The organism is Streptomyces sp. NPDC055099, assembly GCF_053607685.1.
In genome coordinates this window covers 653,401-671,302 of the sequence record NZ_JBSGUA010000001.1, presented here as the reverse complement: position 1 = coordinate 671,302, position 17,902 = coordinate 653,401, and the positions used below count along the sequence as shown (strand labels likewise).

Genomic DNA, 17,902 nt, shown 5'->3' with positions numbered 1-17,902 from the left:
TTTCGTCCAGCGGTGTCAGCTGAAGCGCCGCACGAACTTGCGTTGCCACGGTGTCTCCACCGCCCGTGGCGCGTAGTGCTCCCGCACGTAGGCCACCGCCTCGTCGGCCGGTACGCCGTCCAGTACCGCCAGGCACGCCAACGCCGTTCCCGTACGGCCCTGTCCGCCGCCGCACGCGACCTCGACCCGCTCGGTCTCCGATCGCTTCAGGGCCTCGCGCAGGGCGGTGGCCGTCGCCGCGCGGTCGGTGGGCAGGCGGAAGTCGGGCCAGCGCAGCCAGCGGGACTCCCAGGGGACGGTGGGCGGCTCCTTGCCGAGGAGATACAGCGCGAAGTCGGGCGCCGGGCCGTCCGGGAGAGGGTGGCGCAGGCCCCGGCCGCGGATGAGCCGGCCCGAGGGGAGGCGCAGTACGCCTGGTGCCGTGGGGTCCCAAGTAGCGGTCACGGCGCGAGCGTAGTGCGGGAGCCGGTGCCGGTGCCGGGCTTTTCGGGCACGCCCTCCAGGCGTTCGGCGGTGCGCCGGGCGGTCTCCCTCGCCCAGGGGCCGCTGGTCAGGGCGCCGAGGAGGAGGACCGCGAGGCCGCAGCCCGCGATGATCCACCAGGCGGGGCGGCTCGCCTCCGTGAAGGTGGCGGCGTACGACGAGGACCCCACTCCGGAGGCGAGGACCGCGCCGATGACGGCGACGCCGAGGGTCTGGCCGATCTGGCGGCTGGTGGAGGCGACGGCGGCGGCGACGCCCGCCTGGGAGCGGGGCATTCCGGAGACGGCGGTGTTGGTGATGGGGGCGTTCACGAAGCCGAAGCCGAGGCCGAAGAGGACGTAGCCGAGGAAGAGCGTCGCGTTCGTGGTCTCCGCGTCGAAGGCGGCGAACAGGACGCCGGACGACGTCATCGCGACACCGGCGATTAGGAGCGGCAGACGCGGGCCCCGGCTGCCGACCAGGCGGCCCGACAGGGGAGCGCAGACGAAGGTCATCGCGGCCATCGGCAGCATCCACACGCCCGCGTGCAGGGCGTTCAGGCCGCGTACGTTCTGGAGGTAGAGCGTGGAGAGGAAGAGGAAGCCGCCGAGCGCCGCGAAGGCGCTGACCGCGATCACGGTGGCCCCGCTGAAGGGGGCGGAGCCGAAGAAGCGGAGGTCGATGAGGGGGTCGTCGCGGCGCGGCTCGTAGGCGAGCAGGCCGATGAGGGCGAGGAGCGCGGCTCCCGCGAAGGCGATGATCAGCGGCGAGGTCCAGCCCGCCGTCGGCGCCTCGATGATCGCGTACGTCAGGGCGCCGAGCAGCGCCATGACCAGGAGCTGGCCCACGGGGTCGGGGCGGCGCGGCCTGGGGGCGCGGGACTCGGGGACGTAGCGGATGGTGAGGAGGAGCGCCGCGAGGCCGACCGGCAGGTTGATCCAGAAGATGGAGCGCCAGCCGACGGAGTCCACCAGGAGACCGCCCACGAGCGGGCCCGCCGCCATGGAGATGCCGACGACGCCGCCCCAGACGCCGATGGCGCGGGCGCGTTCGCGCGGCTCGGTGAAGGTGTTGGTGATGATCGACATCGCGACCGGGTTGAGCATGGACCCGCCGACCGCCTGGGCCATCCGGAAGGCGACCAGGGACTCCAGGTTGGGCGCGAGGGAGCAGGCGACGGAGGCGGCCGTGAAGACCACGAGCCCCACCTTGAAGATCTTCCGCCGCCCCACGCGGTCCGCCGTCGACCCCGCGAGCATGAGGAGCGCGGCGAGCACGAGGGTGTAGGCGTCGATCGTCCACTGCATGCCCGAGATGCTGGTCCCGAACTCCCGCGCCATCGAGGGCAGCGCGACGTTCAGAACGGTGTTGTCGAGGCTGACGATGAGCAGACTCATGCAACAGATCGCGAGAACGAGCATGCGGCGGCGGTGCGTGAGTTCTTGCTGGGGCATGAGTTCGACGGTATCCCGCAGCGACGGCGACCGCTCTCGCCAGGGCCGCCGGGGGGCGCCCCGTCAGGGGCGCGAGGAACGGCGCGAGCAAGCACGGCGGGCCCGCACGGGAAGTGCGGCGGGCGGGGGCCCCGTCAGGGGCGCGGGGAACGGCGCGGGCAAGAACGACGGACCCGCACGGGAAGTGCGGCCGGCACCCCGCAAGGCCCAGGCGGCCAGGAGTCGCTGCGTCGCCATGCGAAGGCAGGCGCAAAGGCACGCGCGCGGATGGGGGACAATGGGAGGTCTGCCCCCGCTTCAGAACCGCTCGCCCCGGAGGACCCCGCACCATGGAGCCCCAGCTTCAGATCGGCCCGCACGCCGTGCGCCCGCCCGTCGTGCTCGCCCCCATGGCGGGCATCACGAACGCGCCGTTCCGGACGCTGTGCCGGGAGTTCAGCGGCGGCAAGGGCCTCTTCGTCAGCGAGATGATCACCACTCGGGCGCTGGTCGAGCGCAACGAGAAGACCATGCAGCTGATCCACTTCGACGAGACCGAGAAGCCCCGGTCCATCCAGCTGTACGGCGTCGACCCGGCGACGGTGGGCAAGGCGGTCCGCATGATCGCCGAGGAGAACCTCGCCGACCACATCGACCTGAACTTCGGCTGCCCCGTCCCCAAGGTCACCCGCAAGGGCGGCGGCTCCGCGCTCCCGTACAAGAGGCCCCTGCTGCGGGCGATCCTCCGTGAGGCCGTCAGCGGCGCCGGGGACCTGCCCGTCACGATGAAGATGCGCAAGGGCATCAACGACGAGCACATCACCTTCCTGGACGCGGGCCGCATCGCCGTCGAGGAGGGCGTCACGGCGATCGCCCTGCACGGCCGCACCGCCGCCCAGCACTACGGCGGCACCGCCGACTGGGACGCCATCGCCCGCCTCAAGGAGCACGTCCCCGAGATCCCGGTGCTCGGCAACGGCGACATCTGGTCCGCCGACGACGCGGTGCGGATGATGAAGGAGACCGGCTGCGACGGAGTCGTCGTGGGCCGCGGCTGCCTCGGCCGCCCCTGGCTCTTCGCCGACCTGGTCGCCGCCTTCGAGGGCACGGGCGCGCCCAAGGCCCCTGACCTGCGCGAGGTCTCGAAGGTCATGCTTCGCCACGCGACCCTGCTCGGCGAGTGGATCGGCGACGAGGCGCGCGGTGTCATCGACTTCCGCAAGCACGTGGCCTGGTACCTGAAGGGCTTCGCGGTCGGCTCGGAGATGCGCAAGCGTCTCGCGATCACCTCGTCCCTGGCCGAACTGGAGGACGGGCTCGGCGAGTTGGACCTCGACCAGGCCTGGCCGACGGGAGCGGACGGCCCGCGTGGCCGCACGTCGGGCAACAACCGTGTCGTCCTGCCGGACGGCTGGCTGAAGGACCCCTACGACTGCGCGGGCATCAGCGAGGACGCGGAACTGGACACGTCGGGGGGCTGAGCCGCCGCCTGAGCCCCTGTCTGAGGCTCGTCCGAGCCGCCCGCGCCGCCCGCGCGCGATTTGGCCTGAACACCTTTCCCCGCCGGGGTGCGCCACAGCCACCCCGTCGATGCCCCCTGCCCTGCTCCGGGCGGGAGCGGCCTCTGACCGGCGCGCGAATCGTCTCGTCACGCGTCCGGATACTGACATCGGGCCGCCTCAAACGGCGTGATTCTCGCCACCCCTGATAGGTGTTGCGCTCACATGAGCGGATTCAGGGTGACTGCACTTCTCCAAGGGGTGGCACTCAGTGCCACTGCTCGATCATTCATGAGGTGAACTCACATATGAGATTACGGCGCTCACATGAGCAAAACCCCTGGTCTACGGGGGTTGCGTCTTCAAGAGTTGAACGAATGATCCGGCATCTAGCTACCGCTGAGTCACTTTCGATCTACTGGCGGACGGGTGGTTACGGCCGCATGACGCACAAGTGGACGTACCCATGCGCCTTCGATCTGGGTATGTTCCTCGCCGTCAGGGCAGCCACCGAGTCCTCGAGGAGTCGAGACCCGTGTCGGAAAACAAAGATCCCCACGTAGCGCAGAACGACGCGAACGACGCGAGCGACGCGAGCGATGCGGCGGTGAAGTTCGTCTACGACTTCACCGAGGGCAACAGGAACCTCAAGGACCTTCTCGGCGGGAAGGGCGCGAACCTCGCCGAGATGACCAACCTCGGGCTGCCCGTCCCTCCGGGCTTCACGATCACCACTGAGGCCTGCAAGACCTACCTCGCCAGCGGCGAGGAGCCGGTCGAGCTGCGCGACGAGGTGAGTGCGCACCTCGACGCCCTCGAGAAGAAGATGGGCAAGAAGCTCGGTCAGGCCAACGACCCGCTGCTCGTCTCGGTCCGCTCGGGCGCCAAGTTCTCGATGCCCGGGATGATGGACACCGTCCTGAACATCGGGCTCTCCGACAAGTCGGTGACCGGTCTCGCCAAGCAGTCCGGCGACGACCGCTTCGCGTGGGACTCCTACCGCCGCCTCATCCAGATGTTCGGCAAGACCGTCATGGACGTGGACGGCGAGCTCTTCGAGGACGCCCTGGAGGCCGCCAAGGCCGCCAAGAAGGTCACGGTCGACACCGACCTGGAGGCCGCGGACCTGAAGAAGCTGGTCACGAAGTTCAAGAAGATCGTCAAGACCGAGGCCGGGCGCGACTTCCCGCAGGACCCGCGCGAGCAGATGGACCTCGCCATCCGCTCGGTCTTCGAGTCGTGGAACACCGACCGCGCCAAGCTCTACCGCCGCCAGGAGCGCATCCCCGGCGACCTGGGCACCGCGGTCAACATCTGCTCGATGGTCTTCGGCAACCTCGGCCCGGACTCCGGCACGGGCGTCGCCTTCACCCGCGACCCGGCCAGCGGCCACCAGGGCGTGTACGGCGACTACCTGCAGAACGCGCAGGGCGAGGACGTGGTGGCGGGCATCCGCAACACCGTCCCGCTCGCGGAGCTTGAGCAGATCGACAAGAAGTCGTACGACCAGCTCATGCAGATCATGGAGACCCTTGAGACGCACTACAAGGACCTCTGTGACATCGAGTTCACCATCGAGCGCGGCCAGCTCTGGATGCTGCAGACCCGCGTCGGCAAGCGCACCGCCGGTGCCGCCTTCCGCATCGCGACGCAGCTCGTCGACCAGGGCCTGATCGACGAGGCCGAGGCGCTGCAGCGCGTCAACGGCGCCCAGCTCGCCCAGCTCATGTTCCCGCGCTTCGACGACACCGCGAAGGTCGAGCAGCTCGGCCGGGGCATCGCCGCGTCACCCGGTGCCGCGGTCGGCAAGGCGGTCTTCGACTCGTACACGGCCATCAAGTGGTCGCGTTCGGGCGAGAAGGTCATCCTCATCCGCCGTGAGACCAACCCCGACGACCTCGACGGCATGATCGCCGCCGAGGGCATCCTGACCTCGCGCGGCGGCAAGACCTCGCACGCCGCCGTCGTTGCCCGCGGCATGGGCAAGACCTGTGTCTGCGGCGCCGAGGAGATCGAGGTCGACACCAAGCGGCGCCGCCTGACGGCCCCCGGCGGTGTGGTCATCGAAGAGGGCGACGTCGTCTCCATCGACGGCTCCACCGGCAAGGTCTACGCCGGTGAGGTGCCCGTCGTGCCGTCGCCGGTCGTCGAGTACTTCGAGGGCCGCATGCACGCCGGCGCCGACGACGCGGACGAGCTGGTCGGCGCCGTGCACCGGATCATGGCGTACGCGGACCGAGTACGCCGCCTCCGTGTCCGTGCCAACGCCGACAACGCCGAGGACGCGCTGCGTGCCCGCCGCTTCGGCGCCCAGGGCATCGGCCTGTGCCGCACCGAGCACATGTTCCTCGGCGAGCGCCGCGAGATGGTCGAGCGCCTCATCCTCGCCGACGCGGACGGCGAGCGCGAGGAAGCCCTCAAGGAGCTCCTGCCGCTCCAGAAGCGCGACTTCGTGGAGCTCTTCGAGGCGATGGACGGCCTTCCGGTCACCGTCCGCCTCCTGGACCCGCCGCTGCACGAGTTCCTGCCGGACATCACCGAGCTGTCCGTCCGCGTCGCCCTCGCCGAGTCCCGCAAGGACTCCAACGAGAACGACCTGCGCCTCCTCCAGGCCGTGCACCGCCTGCACGAGCAGAACCCGATGCTGGGCCTGCGCGGCGTACGCCTGGGTCTCGTGATCCCCGGCCTGTTCACCATGCAGGTACGGGCCATCGCCGAGGCCGCCGCCGAGCGCAAGAACGCCAAGGGCGACCCGCGCGCGGAGATCATGATTCCGCTCGTCGGCACCGTCCAGGAGCTGGAGATCGTCCGCGAGGAGGCCGAGCAGGTCATCGCGGAGGTCGAGGCGACGACCGGCGTGGCCCTGAAGCTGGCGCTCGGCACCATGATCGAGCTGCCGCGCGCCGCGCTCACGGCGGACCAGATCGCCGAGGCCGCCGAGTTCTTCTCCTTCGGCACGAACGACCTCACTCAGACCGTATGGGGCTTCTCCCGCGACGACGTGGAGGCGAGCTTCTTCACGGCGTACCTGGAGAAGGGCATCTTCGGGGTCTCGCCCTTCGAGACCATCGACAAGGACGGCGTCGGCAAGCTGGTCAAGGACGCGGTGAAGGCCGGCCGGGCCACCCGCCCCGACCTGAAGCTCGGCGTCTGCGGCGAGCACGGCGGCGACCCGGAGTCCGTCCACTTCTTCCACGAGGTGGGCCTGGACTACGTCTCCTGCTCCCCGTTCCGCATCCCGGTGGCCCGCCTGGAGGCCGGCCGCGCCGCCTCCGAGTCGGCGGGCAGCGACCACCGGTAGTCCTGACGGACCACCGGCAGAACTCCGGGACTGACGCCGTGTCCCCGACCCTCACCGATGCGGCGTCGGTCCCGGTTCACCACGAAGGGGCAGCTCCCTGTGCGGGGGAGCTGCCCCTTCGGTCGTTCTCCGGCAGGGCCGCTGCCTACTGGCGGCTCATTCCGCTCTCAGCTCGCGGCTGTTGGCCCGGTTCTTCGCGATGTTCCGCGTCTTCTTGGTGCGGGCCGAATCGGCGACCACGGCGAGTACCGCGGGCGACGTCGACCCCTCCGCCAGGTAGCGCTGCATCCAGTCCGTGACCTCCGCCAGCTCGGCCGCCGTCGGCACGTGGCCGTCCTTGACGGACAGGTAGAACAGCCAGTCCTGGATGCGGTGGCGGATGAAGTCGCGGAAGCCCTCCACGGGGAGCCGGTCGATCTCCGGCAGCAGTTCGTCCGACCACTGCCGGAACTCGGCGGGACCGCTCACCTGCCACGCGATCCTGTCCACGAGGGCGACCACCGCCGTCTTGGCCCCGCTCGCGTTGGGGTCGCGCAGGATCGTGGCCACGACCGCCCGGTCCCGGTCGCGGCTCGGCGAGTCAGCGATCACCGAGACGACGCGGAGATACGCGGACGTTCGGGCGTGGTCGTCGGCGATGGCCTCGTCGACGTCCACGTCGTCGATCCCGGCCTCCGCGAGGAGTTCGGCCACATCGGAATGCAATGTCATCGCTACTTCCCTACTTGCAGGGTTTCTTGGCGGCCTCTGCGGCCTCGCGCTGCTCCTTCGCGGCCCGCTCCTCCGCCTGACTCCGCTTGCCGAGCTTCCTGACGGCGGTCCTGATCTGCGGCTTGAAGTGCTCCACCGCCTGCCGCTGCTTGCTCGAAAGCTCCGGTTGGTTGTGGAGGGGCTTGCCGTTCGCCCCGATCCTGACCTCGCGGCCTCCGCCGCCCGTGACGTGAGCGTGCGCCGGCTTGTCGACGTCGTACTCGTGCACGACGATCTTCACGCCGTTCTTGCTGACGTCGAGCAGGGACAGACCCAGCGGGTCGATCCACATGAACGGGTTCGGGACGTAACTGTGCGGCGCGAAGCCACCGGCCAGACCGATCGGGTCCGAGGTGAGATAGCGGGCGGTCTCGGGGTCGTAGTGCCGGAAGTAGTTGTAGTGCAGCCCCGTCTCGGGGTCGTAGTACTGGCCGGGGAATCGCAGCGGTGTGTAGGCGGTGGCGCCCCGGTTCCAGACCGTGGTGCCCCAGAGAGTGGTCCTGGTGCGCCAGGCGATGTCGCCCTGCTCGTCGAGGAGTTCGGTCGGGGTGCCGACGAGGTCGGTGACGATGGCGTAGAAGCGGGCGTCCACCTCTTCGTCGGTGAGGTGCTTGCGCTCGGTCTGGGCCAGGGGACACAGTCCGTCATGGTCCCATGTGAGGGTCACCGATTCCGGTGTGCCCGGGGCGTGGCTCGTCTGTTCGCAGAGGGTCATGTCGTCCCAGGTGAAGTCGGTCTGTTCCGCCACGACCTGTTCCGCCAACCCCTGTTCCGTCATGCGCTGCTTGGACACGCGGCGGCCCAGCGGGTCGTAGAGGTAGCGCCACCGTGTGCCGTCGGGGGTCACCACGGAGGTGAGGCGGTCCTCCGCGTCCCAGGTGTAGTGCCAGGTGTCGGGCTTGCGGGACAGCCGGGTCTTCTGGCGCAGGACGGTGCGGCCCGCCGCGTCGTGTTCGTAGCGGACGTTGCCCGCCGCGGTGATCCGGGTGCCGGTGTAGGTGCGTGCGCCTGTGGCCTCCTGGCCCGGCATGGGGGCCGGCCAGGAGGCGTCGGTCTGGTTGCCCGCCGCGTCGTAGGCGTAGGTCTCCGTCCAGCCTGCCGCCCGGACCGCCGTGACGCGGCCCGCCGCGTCCAGGTCGAAACGCCGCGCGCCGCCCAGCTGGTCCTCCACGCCGGTCAGATGGTCGTCCGCCCGGTAGGTGTACGCACGCTGCTGGATGTGCCTGCGGCCCGGACCCGTCAGTTCCTGCTTCGTCAGGCGGCCCACGACGTCGTACGCGTTCGTCAGCGTCAGGGCCTCGCCCACCGTGCGGGTGAGTTCCCGGCCCGCCCCGTCGTGCGTGAACGCCAGCCGTCCGCCGGACGCGGTCAGCTCGGTGCAGCGGCCGGCCGCGTCGTACGTCCAGGTGCTCGTCGCGCCGGACGGTGTGGTGCGGCTGGTGCGGCGGCCCAGGGTGTCGTAGGTGTGGGTCAGGGTGCGGCCGTTGACCGTCTCCGCGAGCAGACGGCCTGACGCGTCCCTCGTCAGGGTCAGGGTCACGTCCGGGCTCGCCGCCCCGATGAGGGCGCCCGTCGCGTCGTAGGCGAAGCGCGTGATCGCGCCGCCCGCCACGCGCTGCGTGATCGTCCGGCCCAGCGCGTCCCTTTCGTAGGTGATCTCGTCGCCCGCGGCCGTCGTACGGGCCGCCAACTGGCCCGCCGCGTCATGGGTGTACGTCAGCGTGCGGTCGTCGAAGTCCGTCTCCGCCACCAGGCGGCCAGCCGGGTCGTACTCGTAAGTCCATGTCAGGCCCTGCGGGTCGGTGACCCTGCGGAGCTGGAGCTGGGTGTCGTGCTCGAACTCGATGCGGGCGCCGTCGGGGCCCGTGCGGGCCGCGACCAGGTCGAAGTGCGTGTACTCGTGCGTCGAGATCGCGCCCATCGCGTCCGTGTGCGAGGTGCAGTTGCCCTCGCCGTCGTACGTCCACGACTCCGACGAACCGTCCGCCTCAATGCGCCGCGCCAGCCTGCCCTCCACCGTCCACTCAAGGCGCGTGGTCGCGCCCGTCGGGTCCGTGATCGTGGTCGGGCGGCCGAAGGCGTCGAGGGTGTAGCGGGTCACCGCGCCCAGCGGGTCGGTGACTTCCAGCGGCAGGCCCGCGGCGTTGCAGCGCAGCTCTGTGGTGTGGCCGAGGGGGTCCGTGACGGTGGCCACGGCTCCGGTGGTGTCGTGGGTGAAGTGATGCGTCGTGCCGTCGGGGGCGGTCACGCCGAGGCGGTTGCCGCGCTCGTCCCAGGCCTGGCGCTGGACGGCGCCGTCCGGGCCGACGATCTCGGTCAGCAGGTTGAGCTCGTTGTACTCCGCGCTGGCGTACGTGCCGTCCGGGCCCCGTGTCGCGATCAGATTGCCGTGCTCGTCCCAGGTGTTCTCGGTGCGGTGCCCCAGCGCGTCGGTGCGGGCGAGCAGCTCGTTCCAGCTGTTCCACTCGGTGTGGACGGTGCCGCCCAGCGGGTCGGTCTCGGACAGGAGCTGGCTGAGGTCGTTGTAGCGGTAGACGGTGGTCTGGCCGAGGGCGTCGGTGTAGCGGGTCTCCTGCTCGGCGGCGCGGTACTCGATGGCGCAGGACAGGTGGCCCGCGGTGCTCTCGCCGCGGACGCAGCGGTCTTCGTCGTCGTAGGTGAAGCGGTACCAGGTGTGGTTGCTGTCGGTCCAGGACGTGATGCGGGCCCGGTCGTCGTAGTCGAGGCGCAGCCGCAGCACGGCCGAGTCGTGGACCTCGGCCAGGTTGCCGACCTCGTCGTAGCCGTACGTGGCGACCAGCGTGCCGGCGGCGTTGGTGCCTGTGCCTGTGCCGGTGCTGGTGCCTGTGTCGGGGATGAGCAGGCGCAGTGCGGTGATGCGGTGGTCGTCGGTGTCCACCGCCAGGTGGTAGCCGCCGGTGTGGCGGATCGCCGTGGGGGCGCCGGTGGGGTCGCGGTCGATGTCGATGCGGTTGCCGTTGCGGTCGGTGATGGCGCGCAGCGGCAGGGGCGAGGGCGTCGTGTCCGCCGCGTCAGTCGCCTCCGTCGCGGCGTCGGGCGTGACCGTCGGGAAGTGGCGGACGCGGCCGGTCTGCGGGTCCGCGACCGTGACCGTGCCCGCGTCGTCGACGGACAGCGGCCACCGGGGGCCGTGGGCGGGCAGCACGGGTTCACCGCCGGGGGCGGGGTGGGGGTAGGACAGCAGCTGGCCGTCCTCGGTGACGTAGATCAGGCCTTCGTCGTCGGCCTCGACCCGCTCGTCCAGTGTTGAGGCCCACGAGTGGCCGTACCAGTGGCCCCAGCGGTAGGTGGACAGGTGCGTGCGGTGCAGGGCGAGCGGGAGCAGGCCCGGCAGTTCGACGTCGGTCTGCTCCATGAGCATCTCGCCGGAGACCATGTCGATGGGGTCGCCGTTCTTGCAACGGCCCTTGGCCGGCTTGCCCTTGCCCGCCAGTTTCTTCATGCCGCCCGACAGGGCCTTGCGGAGCCCCCCGGCCCCGGAACGCAGTCCGCGGGCGGCGGACTTGAGGCCCTTGGCCGCTCCGGCGAGGCCGCGGAGGCTGGTGAGGGCCTTCATGCCGGGGATGCAGTCCAGGGCGGCGAAGGCGACGTCGAGCAGCCCTGCTTCCCCGTTGGCGTATTTATGGAGGGTGTCGGCGAGTACGACGAGTGCGGCGACGAGGACGATCGCGGCGAGGATGGGTCCGCCGACGATCAGGGCGATGACGCCGAGGACGGCGACGACGACCTTGCAGACGGCGACGATGGTGTCCCAGTTGTCGGTGACCCAGTCGCCGACTTCCTCCCACCACTTGCGGTTCTGGATGCCCGCGTCGGAGGCCTCTTCGAGTTTCTTCTTCGCCGTCCCGGCCGCGCTCTCGCGCATCTTGCGGGCGTCCTCGGCCATCTTCTTGGCGGCGTCGAGGTTGCTCTGGGCGGCGGAGACATCCGACTTGGCGGCTTTCTGGGCCTTCTCGGCGGAGTCGGCGTTGCGGGTGGCGGCCTTGACCTTGTCCGGGTCGGGCTTCGGGACGTCCTTCCCGGAGTCCTTGTCGTCCTTGTACTTTTCGGCTTCCTTGCCCGCGCGTTCCATCCAGGAGTCGGCTGAGGTCAGGCGCGATTGGGCGGCGGAGAGGCTGGTCTGGGCCTCGCGGCCTTGGGCGAGGGCCTTGTCGGCCAGGGCCTGGGAGCGTTCCAGCTCCGGCCAGTAGGCGGAGAGGGCGTCGCCCGCCATCTCGTAGCTCTTCTTGAGCTTCTTCAGCTTGCCCGGGGCGTCCTCGAACTCCGCCGTGAAGGACTCCGCCGTCTTGCCCGCCCAGGTGAGGATCGCGTCCTCGCCCGCCATCCCCTTGATGTCCCGCAGCACTTTCGACACGTCGTCGGCGAAGTCGTGCAAGTTCTTCGCCAGGTTCCGGACCCGGTCCGGATCACCGGGCGTCGGGTCCTTGTCCAAGTCAAGGACATGCCAATCCGCTGGACGGTTCGACACTGAAACATTCCCCCGTTACGTCACACACTTACGTCCTGAGACGCACCAGAAACCCATCTGGCAGTGCTTGCGCAACGGTATCCGGTCCCGCAGGCCATCTGGAGTGCGCGGATGCCGTCCCTCCGGGCCTCAGCGGCGTGCCTCGCGCAGCATGGCCGCCAGGGCCCGTCGGGTGGGGCACTCGCGCCAGTTGCACTGGCAGCGGGGGCAGTTCAACGCGTGGGCCAGCATCGCGCGGTACGCCAGATCCGCCGGGTCCTGCGCCAGCCCGGCGGCGCTCCTGCGCCCGCCCTGCTCCACCATGTCGACTCCATCCAGTCTCCCGTGACCCGGGCCGCTCGCGGTTGCCGGGGCCTTACCGCATGACTTCCGCGGAACCGGGGCCGATGGACGCAGCGCGGAGGCATATGCGGCCGAGCTCTGGGTGTGCGCGACACGGAGTGCGCCCCCTCTGTGCGCGCCGGGTGAGCGGAGGGGCTGCTCGGGCGCGCCGTCTCACCCTTTCAGTGCCGCGTACCGCACCCCCGTGAGCCCCTCCGACGCCTCCCAGAGCCGCTCCGACGCCGTGTCGTTCAGTGTCCATTTCGCTCGCCAGGACCGTGCCGGTGCGCCCTGCCAGCCCAGCACCCGGGGGCCGGTGAACGAGTCGGGGCGGACGCCCGGTGCGGTGGCCGCGTACAGGGACGGGAGCGCGCCCTTCGCGGCGGACTGGGCCACGACGCGGTTGCCCAGCCACATCACGCGCTCCACGACCTTGCGGCCCTCCAGCTTGGGCGCCGCCGCCTGGAGGTTCGTCTCCGCGTATCCGGGGTGTGCCGCCGCGGCCACGGTGTCGCAGCCCGCTGCCGCGAGGCGTCGTGCCAGCTCGTGGACGAAGAGGAGGTTCGCCGACTTCGAGCGGCCGTAAGCGACCCAACGCCGGTAGTTGCGCTCGCTGTTGAGGTCACCCATGTCGACGTTCGCCAGCGCGTGGAAGGCGCTGGACACGGTGATGATCCGGGCCCCCGGTGTACGCAGGAGACGGGGCAGGAGGAAGCCGGTGAGCGCGAAGTGGCCCAGGTGGTTGACGCCGAACTGCGTTTCGAAGCCGTCCACCGTCTGCCGGTAGGGCAGCGCCATCACGCCCGCGTTGTTGACGAGGAGGTCGAGGCCGCCGCCGTCTTCCTCGTCACGGTCGTACGACTCCGTGAACTCCCGCACCGAACCGAGGTCGCCCAGGTCGAGGCGCCTGAACTCCGCCTGCGCGGACGGCACTTCGGAGCGCAGCCGTACCAATGCCCGCGTCCCCCGCTCCTCGCTGCGGCAGGCGAGCACCACGCGCGCGCCACGACGGGCGAGTTCGCGCGCGGTGACGTAGCCGATGCCGCTGTTGGCGCCGGTGACCACGGCGCTGCGGCCGCTCTGGTCGGGGATGTCGCTCGCGTTCCAGCCCGTCATGACACAGCTCCCTCGGCTCTCTGCTTGGGCGCACGGCTCTGCCTGCCCGAGAGTAGAGGGTGCGGGCCCGGCGCAGGGAGACCAGGGCGTCAGGCCGCTGCGCCCCCGTCGATCACCAGGTCCGCGCCCACCACCGACGCCGATTCGTCCGAGGCGAGGTAGAGCACGGCGGCCGCGACCTCCGCGGTCGACGAGACGCGGCCGAGCGGCGTCGCGCCCTTCATCCGCTCCGCCCGCTCGGCGTCGCTCTCGCCCGGGAGCAGCGACATGGTGGTGTCGGACGAGCCGGGGCTCACCGCGTTGATCCGCACCCCGTCGCGGATGTACTCGACCGCGGCGCCCTTGGTCAGCGCGGAGACGGCGGCCTTGGTGACGCCGTAGCCGATGGTGCCCGGCAGGCTGGTGTGGGCACCGAGGTTGGAGGAGATGTTGACGATCGCCCCGCCGCCCGGCTGGGCACGCATCTGCCGCACCTCGGCCTGGAGCGCGAGCAGTACGCCGGTGACGTTGATGTCGAGCATCGTCCGCCAGTCCTCCTCGGACAGTTCCGCGACCGGCTGCCCGGCACGCAGGACGCCCGCGTTGTTGACGGCCACGTCCAGCGAGCCGAACCGCTCGACGGTGGCATCAACGAGTGCAGCGAGGTCCGCGGAGCGAGAGACGTCGGCCGGGACGGCGAGCGCCGTGCCGCCCGCGTCCTCTATGAGGCCCACGGTCTCCTTGAGGGGGCCTTCGGTGCGCCCGGCGACGACGACGTTCGCGCCCTCGGCGGCGAAGGCGAGCGCCATGGATCGGCCGAGGCCGGAGCCGCCGCCGGTGACGAGGGCCGTGCGGCCGGCGAAGCGGGTGCGCGGTGCTGAGGACATGACGGAACTCTTTTCGTGAGTTATTTCTTGAACGATCGGTTCAGTATTTGGGCATGAAAAAAAAGCGGCCAGGGAGGCTTCGGGAAGAACGCTCAGTCGAGCAGGGTCAGGGCCTGCTCCGTCGCGTCCCGCACCCGCGCCGGGTCCTTCGACGCCTTGCCGACCACGCGCAGCCCCTGCATCAGGGTCAGCAGCATGCGCGCGAGGGCGAGCGGATCGCGGCCCTCGGGGAGTTCGCCCTGCGCCTGGGCGCGGACGAGCGCGGAGTGCAGCAGCGTCTCTATGTGCTCCCAGCTGCGCTCGACGAAGCGGGTCGCCGCCTCGTCGTGCGGGCCCAGCTCGGCCGCCGTGTTGGTGATGAAACAGCCGTTCAGGCGCCCTGCCTCGGACGCCGCCTCGGCCCCGAAGCGGCGGACCACCGAGCGGACGGCGGGCAGTGCGGGACCGGGCTGCGAGAGCTCCGCGAGCAGCCGGGGGTCCTGGGACTCGGCGTACCGCTCCAGCGCCTTCAGGTACAGGTCGTGCTTGTTGCCGAAGGTCGCGTAGAGGCTGGCGCGGCCGATGCCCAGCTCCTCGACGAGGTCGGCCATCGACGTCGCCTCGTAGCCGCGCCGCCAGAACAGCTCTAGGGCCGACTGGAGCGCGGCGTCCGGATCGAATTCCTTGGTCCTGGCCACGAGGGGAGACTAGGGCTATCTGGAACGATCGGTCAAGTAAATCTGCTAGGCCAGCCGGACCCGGTGCGTCTGGACCGTCACCGAGTCGTCGTCCAGGCACCGCCCCGTCTCCAGGTCGAACCGCTGCTTCAGGAGCGGCGACGCGACGAACGGCCGGCCCGCCGCCGCGCCGAGCAGGCCGCGCGAGAGCACCGCGGCGCCCGTGAACGGGTCACGGTTGTCGATCGCGTACGCGCGGCCCGTGCGGTCGATGAAGAGCGCGGCCTGGCGGCCGTCGGGGAGCAGCGCGGCGATGCCGCGGCCCGGCTGGAGGTGCGCGCGGTCGCAGACCTCGAACCAGTCGTCTTCCAAACGGAGTTGAATGCTCATCAGGATGCAGCACCTTCCAGGTCGCGGGGGCGGGAGCCGATGGAGAGCAGCGGCAGGTCGGGCTTGATCTGGCCCCGTTCCGGGACGAAGCTCACGGTCGGGTCCGGGACGTCCGGCGCGTTCACGAACGACACGAACCGCGCGAGCCGCTCGGGGTCGTTGATGGTCTCGGACCACTCGTCGCGGTAGTGCGCGACATGGTCGGCCATCAGGGCCTCCAGCTCGTCGCAGAGGCCGAGCGAGTCATGGACGACCACGTCCCGTACGTGGTCGAGGCCGCCCTCGATCCGCTCCAGCCAGGTCGATGTGCGCTCCAGACGGTCCGCCGTACGGATGTAGAACATCAGGAACCGGTCGATGAGGCGCACCAGTTCGGCGTCGGACAGGTCCTGCGCGAGCAGGTCCGCGTGGCGCGGCGTGGCGCCGCCGTTGCCGCCCACGTACAGGTTCCAGCCGCTCGACGTGGCGATCACGCCGAAGTCCTTGGACTGGGCCTCCGCGCACTCGCGGGCGCAGCCCGAGACGGCCGACTTCAGCTTGTGCGGGGAGCGCAGACCCCGGTAGCGCAGCTCCAGGTCGATCGCCATGCGGACCGAGTCCTGCACGCCGTAGCGGCACCAGGTCTGCCCGACGCAGGACTTCACCGTCCGAAGGGACTTGCCGTATGCGTGGCCCGACTCGAATCCGGCGTCCACCAACCGCGTCCAGATCAGCGGCAGTTGCTCGACGCGTGCGCCGAACATGTCGATGCGCTGGCCACCGGTGATCTTCGTGTAGAGACCGAAGTCCTTCGCCACCTCGCCGATCACGATCAGCTTCTCCGGGGTGATCTCGCCGCCGGGGATGCGCGGCACGACCGAATAGGAGCCGTTCTTCTGGAGGTTGGCGAGGAAGTGGTCGTTCGTGTCCTGGAGGGAGGCCTGCTCGCCTTCGAGGACATAACCGTCGGCGCCGATCGTCGGGGCGAGCGAGGCGATGATCGAGCCGACCGTCGGCTTGCAGGTCTCGCAGCCCTCGGTGCCGCGCGCCGCCTCCCGGCCGTGGGAGTCGAGGAGTTGGCGGTAGGAGGTGATCCCCAGCGTGTGGACGATCTCGTACAGCTCCTGGCGCGTCTGGCCGAAGCAGCCGCACAGACCCTTGTCGACCTCGACGCCCGACGCCTCCAGCTCGTCGTTGACCAGCTGGCCGAGCACCTTCACGCAACTGCCGCAGCCCGTACCGGCCTTGGTGCACTTCTTCACCTCGGGCACGGTGGTGCAGTTGTGCTCGGTGACGGCGCCGCGGATGGAGCCCTTGGTGACGTTGTGACAGGAACAGATGACCGCCGAGTCCGGCAGCGCGGACGGGCCGAGCGCCACCGGGCCGCCCGCGCCCGCGGGGAGCACCAGCTGTTCCGGCGAGACCGGCGGTACGCTGCCGGTCATCGGCCGCAGCACGCCGTACGCCTCCGCGTCGCCGACCAGGACGCCGCCGAGCAGCTCGCCGCCCGCGCCGATGACCAGCTTCTTGTACGTGCCCGAGCGCGAGTCGGAGTAGACGACGTCCAGGCAGTCCGGGGTCGCGCCGTGCGCGTCGCCGAAGGAGGCCACGTCCACGCCGAGCAGCTTCAGCTTGGTGGAGAGGTCGGAGCCGGTGAAGCTCGACTCCTCCGAGGCGATCGAGGCGGCGACGGTCTCGGCCATCTCGTACCCGGGGGCGACCAGGCCGTAGACCCGGCCGTCCGACGCCAGGGCGCACTCGCCGATCGCGTACACAGACGGGTCGCTGGTGCGGCACTGCTCGTCGACGGTGATGCCTCCGCGCTCGCCCACCGGAAGGCCGCAGTCACGGGCGAGTTGGTCGCGGGGCCGGACACCGGCCGAGAACACGACGAGATCGGTGGCGAGTTCACTGCCGTCCGACAGCTTCATGCCGCTGACGGCGCCGTCCGTGCCCACGATCTCCTGCGTGCCGACGCCCGTGTGCACGGTCAGACCCATGCCGGTGATGGTGCGCAGGAGCGCGGCGCCGCCGCCCTCGTCGACCTGCACCGGCATCAGGCGCGGCGCGAACTCCACGACGTGCGTGTCGAGTCCGAGGCCGCGCAGCGCGCCCGCAGCCTCCAGGCCGAGCAGCCCGCCGCCGACGACGGCGCCGGTCTTGGCGTACGTCTTCGCGTACTCCTCGATGGCGAGCAGGTCCTCGATGGTGCGGTAGACGAAGCAGCCCGTGGTGTCCTTGCCCGGTACCGGCGGCACGAAGGGGAAGGAGCCGGTCGCGAGGACGAGGGTGTCGTAGGCGAAGGTCTGCCCGGAGCGCGCCGTGACGGTCTTCGCGTCGCGGTCGACGGTCTCGGCCGGGTCGCCGACGTACAGCTCGATGCCGTGCTTCTCGATGAACTCCGGGTCGGTGAGGGAGAGCTCGTCGGGCGTGCGGCCCGCGAAGTACGAGGTGAGCTGCACGCGGTCGTACGCGGGACGGGGCTCCTCGCACAGGACGACCACGCGGTGCGTGTCGGTCAGGCCGCGGGCGGCGATGGCCTCCAGGAAGCGCTGACCGACCATGCCGTGCCCGACAAGCACGATGGTGTTGTCGTGCGCGCTGTGGCGGGGGCGGGGGGTGTCCGTGTCCGTGGGCATC

Annotated in this window: 12 protein-coding genes; 2 read left to right on the top strand and 10 right to left on the bottom strand. The window is 70.5% G+C overall.

What is annotated here, in order from left to right; translation table 11 throughout:
• Window positions 1–15 precede the first annotated feature (15 nt).
• Window positions 16–444 carry a protein-tyrosine phosphatase family protein gene (locus ACWFRU_RS03005; RefSeq protein WP_453684058.1) on the bottom strand — a complete coding sequence of 143 codons (429 nt, stop codon included), beginning with the start codon at window positions 442–444 and terminating at the stop codon, window positions 16–18.
• Window positions 441–1,916, bottom strand: a complete 1,476-nt coding sequence (locus tag ACWFRU_RS03000; protein ID WP_453684056.1) for an MFS transporter — start codon at window positions 1,914–1,916, stop codon at window positions 441–443. Before ACWFRU_RS03000 ends, ACWFRU_RS03005 begins: the two co-directional genes overlap by 4 nt.
• A 329-nt stretch (window positions 1,917–2,245) precedes the next feature.
• Here ACWFRU_RS03000 and dusB point away from each other — a divergent pair, with 329 nt between their 5' ends.
• A complete protein-coding gene (gene dusB, locus ACWFRU_RS02995) occupies window positions 2,246–3,376 on the top strand; it encodes a tRNA dihydrouridine synthase DusB (protein ID WP_453684054.1) in 1,131 nt (376 codons plus the stop codon).
• A 553-nt stretch (window positions 3,377–3,929) separates the two neighbouring features.
• Window positions 3,930–6,695 (top strand): pyruvate, phosphate dikinase, encoded by a 2,766-nt coding sequence (gene ppdK, locus ACWFRU_RS02990; RefSeq protein WP_453684053.1) that lies wholly within the window; start codon window positions 3,930–3,932, stop codon window positions 6,693–6,695.
• Between the two features lie 156 nt (window positions 6,696–6,851).
• On the opposite strand, the gene ACWFRU_RS02985 is transcribed toward ppdK, so the two are convergent.
• The 8 genes from ACWFRU_RS02985 to nirB form a co-directional block, all read right to left on the bottom strand.
• Entirely contained in the window at window positions 6,852–7,406 is a 555-nt protein-coding gene (locus ACWFRU_RS02985; RefSeq protein ID WP_453684052.1) for a hypothetical protein, read from the bottom strand.
• 10 nt (window positions 7,407–7,416) lie between these two features.
• Window positions 7,417–11,934, bottom strand: a complete 4,518-nt coding sequence (locus ACWFRU_RS02980; protein WP_453684050.1) for an RHS repeat-associated core domain-containing protein — start codon at window positions 11,932–11,934, stop codon at window positions 7,417–7,419.
• A 129-nt stretch (window positions 11,935–12,063) separates the two neighbouring features.
• Entirely contained in the window at window positions 12,064–12,237 is a 174-nt protein-coding gene (locus tag ACWFRU_RS02975) for a hypothetical protein (RefSeq protein ID WP_453684049.1), read from the bottom strand.
• Window positions 12,238–12,429: 192 nt separating this feature from the next.
• The gene (locus ACWFRU_RS02970; RefSeq protein WP_453684047.1) at window positions 12,430–13,371 is read right to left on the bottom strand and encodes an oxidoreductase; all 942 of its coding nucleotides are present in this window, start codon (window positions 13,369–13,371) and stop codon (window positions 12,430–12,432) included.
• 89 nt (window positions 13,372–13,460) lie between these two features.
• Window positions 13,461–14,237, bottom strand: a complete 777-nt coding sequence (locus ACWFRU_RS02965; protein ID WP_453684045.1) for an SDR family NAD(P)-dependent oxidoreductase — start codon at window positions 14,235–14,237, stop codon at window positions 13,461–13,463.
• A 92-nt stretch (window positions 14,238–14,329) separates the two neighbouring features.
• Window positions 14,330–14,914, bottom strand: coding sequence for a TetR/AcrR family transcriptional regulator (locus tag ACWFRU_RS02960; RefSeq protein WP_453684043.1), 585 nt, complete (start codon window positions 14,912–14,914; stop codon window positions 14,330–14,332).
• A gap of 45 nt (window positions 14,915–14,959) precedes the next feature.
• Window positions 14,960–15,283: a nitrite reductase small subunit NirD gene (gene nirD / locus ACWFRU_RS02955; protein WP_453684042.1), complete on the bottom strand. Its 324-nt coding sequence runs from the start codon at window positions 15,281–15,283 to the stop codon at window positions 14,960–14,962.
• Complete coding sequence (gene nirB / locus ACWFRU_RS02950; RefSeq protein WP_453684040.1) at window positions 15,283–17,901, bottom strand: nitrite reductase large subunit NirB; 2,619 nt, start codon at window positions 17,899–17,901, stop codon at window positions 15,283–15,285. The genes nirD and nirB overlap by 1 nt, the downstream gene beginning before the upstream one ends.
• Between the last annotated feature and the right edge of the window lies 1 nt (window position 17,902).

Coding starts and splice junctions, on each gene's coding strand:
- ACWFRU_RS03000 (WP_453684056.1), bottom strand. CDS start 1,916: ATGCCCCAGCAAGAACTCACGCACCGCCGCCGCATGCTCGTTCTCGCG.
- dusB (WP_453684054.1), top strand. CDS start 2,246: ATGGAGCCCCAGCTTCAGATCGGCCCGCACGCCGTGCGCCCGCCCGTC.
- ACWFRU_RS02985 (WP_453684052.1), bottom strand. CDS start 7,406: ATGACATTGCATTCCGATGTGGCCGAACTCCTCGCGGAGGCCGGGATC.
- ACWFRU_RS02975 (WP_453684049.1), bottom strand. CDS start 12,237: ATGGTGGAGCAGGGCGGGCGCAGGAGCGCCGCCGGGCTGGCGCAGGAC.
- ACWFRU_RS02970 (WP_453684047.1), bottom strand. CDS start 13,371: ATGACGGGCTGGAACGCGAGCGACATCCCCGACCAGAGCGGCCGCAGC.
- ACWFRU_RS02965 (WP_453684045.1), bottom strand. CDS start 14,237: ATGTCCTCAGCACCGCGCACCCGCTTCGCCGGCCGCACGGCCCTCGTC.
- nirD (WP_453684042.1), bottom strand. CDS start 15,283: ATGAGCATTCAACTCCGTTTGGAAGACGACTGGTTCGAGGTCTGCGAC.
- nirB (WP_453684040.1), bottom strand. CDS start 17,901: ATGCCCACGGACACGGACACCCCCCGCCCCCGCCACAGCGCGCACGAC.